This window comes from Priestia sp. KCTC 13724 (assembly GCF_056820425.1).
In genome coordinates, this window is the sequence record NZ_JBXDLD010000054.1 from 51,248 (window position 1) to 59,216 (window position 7,969).

Annotated in this window: 7 protein-coding genes; all 7 read right to left on the reverse strand. The window is 37.2% G+C overall.

The window, feature by feature from the left end; all coding sequences use genetic code 11:
• Positions 1–185: 185 nt before the first annotated feature.
• Positions 186–1,955, reverse strand: a complete 1,770-nt coding sequence (pnpS, locus tag AC1UFB_RS07930) for a two-component system histidine kinase PnpS (RefSeq protein ID WP_482588934.1) — start codon at positions 1,953–1,955, stop codon at positions 186–188.
• Complete coding sequence (locus AC1UFB_RS07935; protein ID WP_025907245.1) at positions 1,948–2,664, reverse strand: response regulator transcription factor; 717 nt, start codon at positions 2,662–2,664, stop codon at positions 1,948–1,950. Before AC1UFB_RS07935 ends, pnpS begins: the two co-directional genes overlap by 8 nt.
• 171 nt (positions 2,665–2,835) lie before the next feature.
• Positions 2,836–3,312 carry a MaoC/PaaZ C-terminal domain-containing protein gene (locus tag AC1UFB_RS07940; protein WP_100346727.1) on the reverse strand — a complete coding sequence of 159 codons (477 nt, stop codon included), beginning with the start codon at positions 3,310–3,312 and terminating at the stop codon, positions 2,836–2,838.
• 179 nt (positions 3,313–3,491) lie between these two features.
• Positions 3,492–4,430: a malate dehydrogenase gene (gene mdh / locus AC1UFB_RS07945; protein ID WP_025907249.1), complete on the reverse strand. Its 939-nt coding sequence runs from the start codon at positions 4,428–4,430 to the stop codon at positions 3,492–3,494.
• A 31-nt stretch (positions 4,431–4,461) separates the two neighbouring features.
• Positions 4,462–5,748 (reverse strand): NADP-dependent isocitrate dehydrogenase, encoded by a 1,287-nt coding sequence (gene icd / locus AC1UFB_RS07950; RefSeq protein ID WP_025907251.1) that lies wholly within the window; start codon positions 5,746–5,748, stop codon positions 4,462–4,464.
• Positions 5,749–5,839: 91 nt separating this feature from the next.
• Complete coding sequence (gene citZ / locus AC1UFB_RS07955) at positions 5,840–6,958, reverse strand: citrate synthase (RefSeq protein WP_062686864.1); 1,119 nt, start codon at positions 6,956–6,958, stop codon at positions 5,840–5,842.
• Positions 6,959–7,322: 364 nt separating this feature from the next.
• Positions 7,323–7,781, reverse strand: coding sequence for a DUF441 domain-containing protein (locus tag AC1UFB_RS07960; RefSeq protein WP_025907255.1), 459 nt, complete (start codon positions 7,779–7,781; stop codon positions 7,323–7,325).
• Between the last annotated feature and the right edge of the window lie 188 nt (positions 7,782–7,969).

The following is a 7,969-nucleotide window of genomic DNA, read 5'->3' on the forward strand; positions in this document are numbered from 1 at the left end:
AAGGCATTATCCTTTATAGAATAATACCTTTGTCTTATGTTATAAAAAAAATGGACGAAAGGAGTATGAAGACTCCTCTCGTCTTCCAAAATTGGTTCCTTGGATGAAGGGGTTTCCATAGAAAAGTATAACAAGCTTATATTAAGCTTCCTTAAATGCTTTGTAAAAGGAACGTAAACATTTGCTTAGTTTTCTAAGTATTTATTTAACGTGACAGAAAAAGTTGTCCCTTCATTCACTTTACTCTGTACGCCAATATGCCCTTTATGTGCTTCTACAAGATGTTTGACAATTGCTAGTCCAAGACCTGTACCACCGGAATTTCTACTTCTTGCTTTATCTACGCGATAAAAGCGTTCAAAAATTCGAGGAATTTCTTCTTGTGCGATGCCAATCCCTGTATCGGTGATATGAACAAGGACTTTGTCTAATTTTTCTTCAATTCGAATATGAACTTTACCGCTTGGCATCGTATAATTCAATGCGTTGCTAATTAAGTTCATAAAGATTTGGGTTAACCTCTGGATATCTGCTTCAATTAAACATTCTTCTTCAAGTGTTTCAATTTGAAGATCAATTCCTCGCTCTTTTGCTCGATTAGAAAGAACCATAACGATTTCATAAAGAAGCGTATTAATATTAATGGCTTGAACGTTTAGCTGAAAACCTTGCTGTTCCACTTTTGATAAATCTAACAAATCTTGTATTAACGTTTCCATCCGTTGACTTTCATTCATGATAATCGATAGAAACTGCTTTCTTAGCTCTGGTTCCTCCATAGCACCATCTAAAAGCGTTTCACTAAAGCCTTTAATTGATGTGATGGGTGTCTTTAACTCATGAGATACGTTAGCAACAAAGTCTCGGCGAACCTGCTCTAGTTTCTTAAGTTCTGTTATGTCATGAAAAACCAGAACAATCCCCTTCCATTCATCATTTAATCCGATAATTGGCGCTCCGTATACATCATAATGTCGACGTTCGATATTTCGAGAGAGTACAACATATTTGCGAACCTTCACTTCTGTCATAAAAATCTCTTCTACTAGGGAAACGACTTCTTTATGTTCAAACACTTCATAATATAGGTGATATAAGAAATCATTCATCTTTATTTGAAATTGTTCTTTATAAGCTCGATTTACTAGGTTAATATAGCCGCGACTATCAATTAAAATCATCCCGCTACCCATATTTTCAATGAGCGTCCGCAGGCGATCTTGTTGCATCTCTTGGCTACGAATTAACTCTTGTAAATTACGGGCTAATGCATTAATGGATTGACTTAGCATTCCTGTTTCATCCATATAATCTTCATAAGTACGAGCTTTATAATTGCCTTTTGCTAGCTCCATGGCTACCTGAGTAGCCGATTCAATTGGTCTGGTATAGCGATTCATAATCTTTATTCCTAGTAATAAAATGACGATTAACGCAACGCCAAGACTTCCAATTAACAGTCCCCATATTTGTTGATTGACTTGATTTAATGACGCAAAAGAAGTACTTAAAACAACAAACCCTTCTTTCTGACCGTCAATGACAAGTGGCACACCATAATAGTAGAGGTCATGATTTTCTTCGATGCGGCTGAATGCTTCCTGATTCACGCTTTGCTTCTTTATTACCTCTTGGAGTATACGAGTGTTTTCCAAGGAGCCATTGTGACTACTTGCATTTGAATCTACAAGAATTGTACCGTCATTGTTAATAATAGTTGCTCGAACACTTAATGACTCACTAATCGAATCTACATTTTCTTGAAGAGTTGGATTTGTCAGGCCTTCTTTCCCAATAAAAAGTTCGACAAGCTCAGCTTCTTTTTCCATCCGTTCTTGAAAGGTTTGAAAATAGAAATTTTTGAAAAGCTGAGCTAATAATAAGCCTAAACAAACCAGTACCACAATAATTAACGTTAGCAGTGCAAAAAGTAAGCGCGAGCGGAACTTATTCATCTACCTTTGGTTCCTCTAATTTATACCCTAAACCACGAATGGTTTTAATATAAATTGGTTTTCTTGTATTGCTTTCAATCTTTTCACGCAAATGACTAATATGGACATCTACAATCCTTGTATCACCCGCAAAGTCATAATTCCAAACGGCACTTAATAACTGATCACGCGTCAGCACTCGCCCTTTATGTTTTGATAAATATAATAATAGTTCAAACTCTTTTGGCGTTAATTCTAGCTGCTCTTGCTGAAAATAAGCTTCGTAATGCTCGGGAAGAATTTTTAAATCTCCAATAAAGATTCTTTCTCCATCCTCTTCTTCCTGATTGGCTTGATTACTAATTTGAGAACGACGAAGTATGGCCTTTACCCGAGCAACAACTTCTCGTGGACTAAACGGTTTTGTCATATAGTCATCTGCTCCAAGTTCTAAACCTAACACTTTATCAAACTCATCATCCTTAGCCGTTAACATTAATATAGGCGTCATAACTTTCTGCTGTCTAAGCTTTTTGCACACTTCAATTCCATCCATTTTGGGAAGCATTAAGTCTAACACGATTAAATCTGGGTTTTCTTCCAGTGCTTTATTGTACCCTTCTTCTCCATCCATTGCCGTGCTGACCTCAAAACCAGCTTGCTGCAGGTTATACTGTAATAATGTTGAGATTGACTGTTCATCGTCTACTACTAATAATCTCTTATTCATGTTCGTAACATAAGCCTCCATCAATTCATTTTAAACGCCACTTCACCCAATATTTTGTCTATATGTATGTCATTATCATACACTGGTTCCTTAAAGTTCTCAAAGGCATTTCATAATATTATGCCAATAAACAAGCCCCCTAATTAAAAAGGAGGCCCGTTTGTCACTGCATTAAAAGTTCTCAAACTCATGTGTTTCGGCAATCGATAGTTCTTGAGGAGGACATACAATAAATTGAGCTTGTACAACGCTCTCCTCATTCTCATCTGTTGCCTGTACATCAATTGTAATTGTCTTTTCGTCCATATTTTTATTAACTACTTCAAATAAAAACTCGACTGTACTGTAATGGTAAATACGCTTAGGAAATGCAACGGTTTGCTTTAGAATATGACTTCCTGGACCCGGCAAATATTTGGAGATAGCCGCTGTCATCATTCCATTGATCATAATTGCTGGAACAATCGGCTTTTTAAACGTCGTTTGCGCAGCATAATCATGCTGAATATAAAGGGGATTGGCGTCATTTGTTAAGCCTAGATATAGAAGAATATCCTTGTCCTCTATGCGTTCAGTAAGTGAAAGCTTTTCGCCAACTTGGATTTGTTTTATGGTTCTTCCAACCTTTTGTTTTTTCCCTAGCACCATTGCTACTTCATCCTTTCTCTTTGTAGCTTTCATGAACGATCGCTAATCATGCGAACAGTTCTTGTCTAAAGCAGTGAAACTTCTACAACAAAAAAATTCGAGGTTTCCCTCGAATTTTCCTGTTTTTCTTTTATAAATGATGCTTTTTACCACACCGTTTACCAAGTGCTTGTCTATTTTTAAACAAGAACACTCATCACATTTTTAACTGAATCAGCAGATTGATCTAAAGCTGCTTTTTCTTGTTCAGTTAGTTCTAATTCAATCACTTGCTCAATACCATTGGCACCTAGAACTGTTGGTACACCAAGGTAAATACCACTGTAGCCATATTCACCTTCTAAGTACGCAATTGCAGGTAAGATACGACGCTGATCTTTTAGGATAGCTTCTGTCATTTCTAAGAGAGATGCAGCAGGTGCATAATAAGCACTACCATTTCCTAAAAGGTTTACAATCTCGCCGCCACCTTTACGCGTACGCTCCACAATAGCATTTAAGCGATCTTGTGGAATTAACGTTTGAAGCGGAATTCCACCTGCGTATGAGTAGCGCACAAGAGGAACCATATCGTCACCATGTCCTCCTAGTACAAAGCCAGTAACGTCCTTAACTGATACATTCAGTTCCTGTGCTACAAATGTACGGAAACGAGCCGAATCTAGTACACCAGACTGACCAATTACACGATTTTTTGGAAATCCTGATTCTTTAAATACTGTATACGTCATCGCATCAACTGGATTGGTTAACACGATAATATAACAATTTGGTGAGTATTTAACAATTTCTTGCGTTACAGACTTCATTACCTTTTGGTTTGTCGTAACTAAATCGTCACGGCTCATACCAGGTTTACGTGCAATACCAGCCGTAATAATGACGACATCAGAGTCAGCTGTATCTTCATAGTTAGCTGTTCCTGTAATATTAGCGTCAAAACCTTGTACTGGGCCTGCTTCTAACATATCCAACGCTTTACCTTTAGCTGGGTTTTCTGCCTGTGGAATATCCACCAATACAACGTCAGCTAATTCTTTTTGTCCGATCAAAAACGCAGTTGTTGCACCTGTAAAGCCAGCACCAATAACTGAGACTTTTTTTCGTTTGTTTGACATGTTAATTCCCCCAAATCGTTCTCGTTTACTATTATACTGTTACTTGATTTCCTAAGTTTTTAATTAACTCATCTGCAAACTCAGAGCATTTTACTTCTTTCGCTCCATCCATTAAGCGAGCAAAATCATATGTTACTACTTGAGAAGCGATTGTTTTTTCCATTGATTCCATTACAAGCGCAGCTGCTTCAGTCCAGCCTAAATGTTCTAGCATTAACACACCTGATAATAATACAGATGAAGGGTTTACTTTGTCTAGACCTGCATATTTAGGAGCAGTACCATGTGTTGCTTCAAAGATTGCATGTCCAGTTTCATAGTTAATGTTAGCACCCGGTGCAATACCAATTCCACCTACTTGTGCAGCTAAAGCATCAGAAATATAGTCACCATTTAAGTTCATTGTTGCAACTACGTCAAACTCACGAGGACGAGTTAAGATTTGCTGTAAGAAGATATCTGCAATTGAATCTTTTACGATAATTTTTCCAGCAGCTTCTGCTTCTGCTTGTGCTTTATTTGCAGCATCTTTTCCTTCTTTTTCAACGATGCGGTCATATTGAGCCCAAGTAAATACTTTATCGCCGAATTCTTTTTCAGCTAATTCATAACCCCAGTTTTTGAAGGCACCTTCAGTAAACTTCATGATGTTTCCTTTATGAACAAGCGTTACAGACTTACGACCGTGTTCGATTGCATAGTTAATTGCTCCGCGAACTAAGCGCTCTGTACCCTCAGATGATACTGGCTTAATTCCAATACCTGATGTTTCAGGGAAACGGATTTTATTAACACCCATTTCAGTTTGTAAGAAGTTGATTAACTTTTGAACTTCTTCAGAACCTTTTGCATACTCGATACCAGCATAGATATCCTCTGTATTTTCACGGAAGATAACCATGTCCGTATCTTCTGGACGTTTAATTGGTGATGGAACACCTTCGAAATAACGTACTGGACGTAAGCAAGTAAACAAATCTAACTCTTGACGTAAAGCAACGTTTAGTGAACGGATTCCTCCACCTACTGGCGTTGTTAATGGTCCCTTAATCGCGATTATGTACTCACGAATAACATCTAATGTTTCAGCTGGTAGCCACTCGCCAGTTTCGTTGAATGCTTTTTCCCCTGCTAATACTTCTTTCCAAACAATCTCTTTTTCGCCATCATATGCTTTTTCAACAGCTGCTTCTAATACACGAGATGCTGCTGCCCAAATATCCGGACCAATTCCGTCTCCTTCGATATATGGAATTACTGGATTGTTAGGTACATTTAATACTCCGTTTGTTACCGTAATTTTTTGTCCGTTTGTCATAAAAATAACCCCCTTGAAGTTTTAAAGCTTAATAGATTAATAGCTTATTATAAAGTGCTCAACTTACGCTGAGCACTTTCTTACATAAAAGTTAATCTCTTTGCTCAATCGGAATATACGCTTGCTTTCCTTCGCCGATATAATCGGCACGTGGACGAATTAATCGATTGTTTGAATACTGTTCTAAAATATGTGCTACCCAACCTGATACGCGGCTTACAGCAAAGATTGGTGTAAACAAATCATGATCAATTCCTAGACTGTGATAGACAGAAGCGGAATAGAAGTCTACGTTTGGTGGAAGCCTCTTCTCACTTGTAACAATCTCTTCAATCTTTACAGACATTTCATAAAGAGTAGAGTCTCCAGCTTGTTTTGTAAGCTTCTCAGACATCTCTCTCAAATGTTTAGCACGTGGATCCCCTTGCTGATACACTCGGTGACCAAAGCCCATAATCTTCTCTTTATTTGCTAACTTACTACGAATATACGGCTCTGCATTTTCTACCGTTTCAATATCAGATAGCATTTTCATAACGGCTTCATTTGCACCACCATGAAGAGGTCCTTTTAAGGCTCCGATTGCTGCTGTAATACCAGAATAAATATCTGAGAGAGTTGCCACACAGACGCGAGCGGTAAATGTAGATGCATTTAGCTCATGGTCAGCGTGTAAGACAAGTGCTTTATTAAATGCTTCAACTTCGATGTCAGTCGGTTCATTCCCCGTTAACATGTACAAGAAGTTGGCTGCAACGCTATAGTTTTCATTTGGTTCAATTGGATCCATCCCTTTGCGAATGCGTGAAAAGGCTGTTACAATTGTCGGTAATTTGGCTTGTAGGCGAACTGCCTTACGATAATTAGCTTCTTCATCCATTAGGTCTGCTTCTGGATCGTACAAGCCAATTAGTGATACAGCTGTTCTTAAAGCTGCCATTGGATGAACGTCTTTAATTGGATATGTTTTGAAATGATTTAATACTTCATGAGGTAATTTAGCATTCTCTGCTAGTAACCTAGAAAAAATAGATAATTCTTCTTTATTTGGTAATTTTCCATGCCAAAGCAAATAAACTACTTCTTCAAATGTAGCATAGTCTGCTAAATCATCAATATTGTAACCACGATAAGTTAGCGTGTCGTCAATAATGGAGCTTACCGCTGAAGTTGTCGCAACAACTCCCTCTAAACCTCGAGTCGCAGTCATATTCCCATCTCCTTTACAGAAAAGATTTCCCCATACACCCTATTGTACATACAAAAATAAATTATATTGAGCGTTGGCTCAATTCCACATCACATAAGACATTTCTATAGAAGCACAGCATTCCTCATAGGGTTTTCTTAAGACCCTGACAAAAAAGAAAATGCTTACATTTTCATATTGCTAAATAACATAAAGAACTTATGCTATCTAGCATGCTTTTTAGTTGTTTGATCGTATACGTTATATCATACAATTGTATGTAATGAGATGCGGCTTCAAACTATATTATAAACAATTATCTGACTTTTGTGAATGAAAAGAGTAAATAAATTTTAAAAAAATTGTTATTATAAAAAAATTTCCACTAAAATAACTCTGTAATTTTAATAAATAAATAGGCAATTCCTGCACCAATCAGAGGACCTACAGCTACCCCTTGAAATAGCGTCACAGCTAGGATTGTACCAAATACAAGAGCCGTTGTAATATGGGGATCTTCCGACAATAAAGTCAGTCCATATTTAGCAATAATTGCCACTAAAATTCCTGCAGCTAATGCTACCCAAGCATATGACGACTTAATAGCTTCTCCCAATTGTTTAAAACCAATATCACCTGTTGCAATCGGCACTAATACCGCAACTGTAATAACGGTCACACCTAGATTAATTCCTTTAGACTGTAGATAGGGAAATACCTTACTGTCTAGACCTATTAATTTAATAACTAATAGAAAACCTACAGCGATAATTAACGACTGATTTTTTGCAATCAATCCTATAACCAATAAAATAGCTAAAAACATAACTGGTTGTGAAAACATTCGTTCATCCTTCCTTTCATTACTTTCATGCTTATTTGGATCTTATTTTCTAGTGAAAAACCCACTTTTTTCTTTTCACTCTTTCATAAAAGTTGTAAAATACTAACAAAACTATTTTTAAAGGAGCATTCCTGTTAGAAGAATTTTCGGGGACTTGAACAAAAAAGAGCCCTCTTGGTATGATACGG

Bases quoted from the DNA above. Each gene is read 5' to 3' on its own strand.
- pnpS (WP_482588934.1), bottom strand. From the start codon at position 1,955: ATGAATAAGTTCCGCTCGCGCTTACTTTTTGCACTGCTAACGTTAATT.
- AC1UFB_RS07935 (WP_025907245.1), bottom strand. From the start codon at position 2,664: ATGAATAAGAGATTATTAGTAGTAGACGATGAACAGTCAATCTCAACA.
- AC1UFB_RS07940 (WP_100346727.1), bottom strand. From the start codon at position 3,312: ATGGTGCTAGGGAAAAAACAAAAGGTTGGAAGAACCATAAAACAAATC.
- mdh (WP_025907249.1), bottom strand. From the start codon at position 4,430: ATGTCAAACAAACGAAAAAAAGTCTCAGTTATTGGTGCTGGCTTTACA.
- icd (WP_025907251.1), bottom strand. From the start codon at position 5,748: ATGACAAACGGACAAAAAATTACGGTAACAAACGGAGTATTAAATGTA.
- citZ (WP_062686864.1), bottom strand. From the start codon at position 6,958: ATGACTGCGACTCGAGGTTTAGAGGGAGTTGTTGCGACAACTTCAGCG.
- AC1UFB_RS07960 (WP_025907255.1), bottom strand. From the start codon at position 7,781: ATGTTTTCACAACCAGTTATGTTTTTAGCTATTTTATTGGTTATAGGA.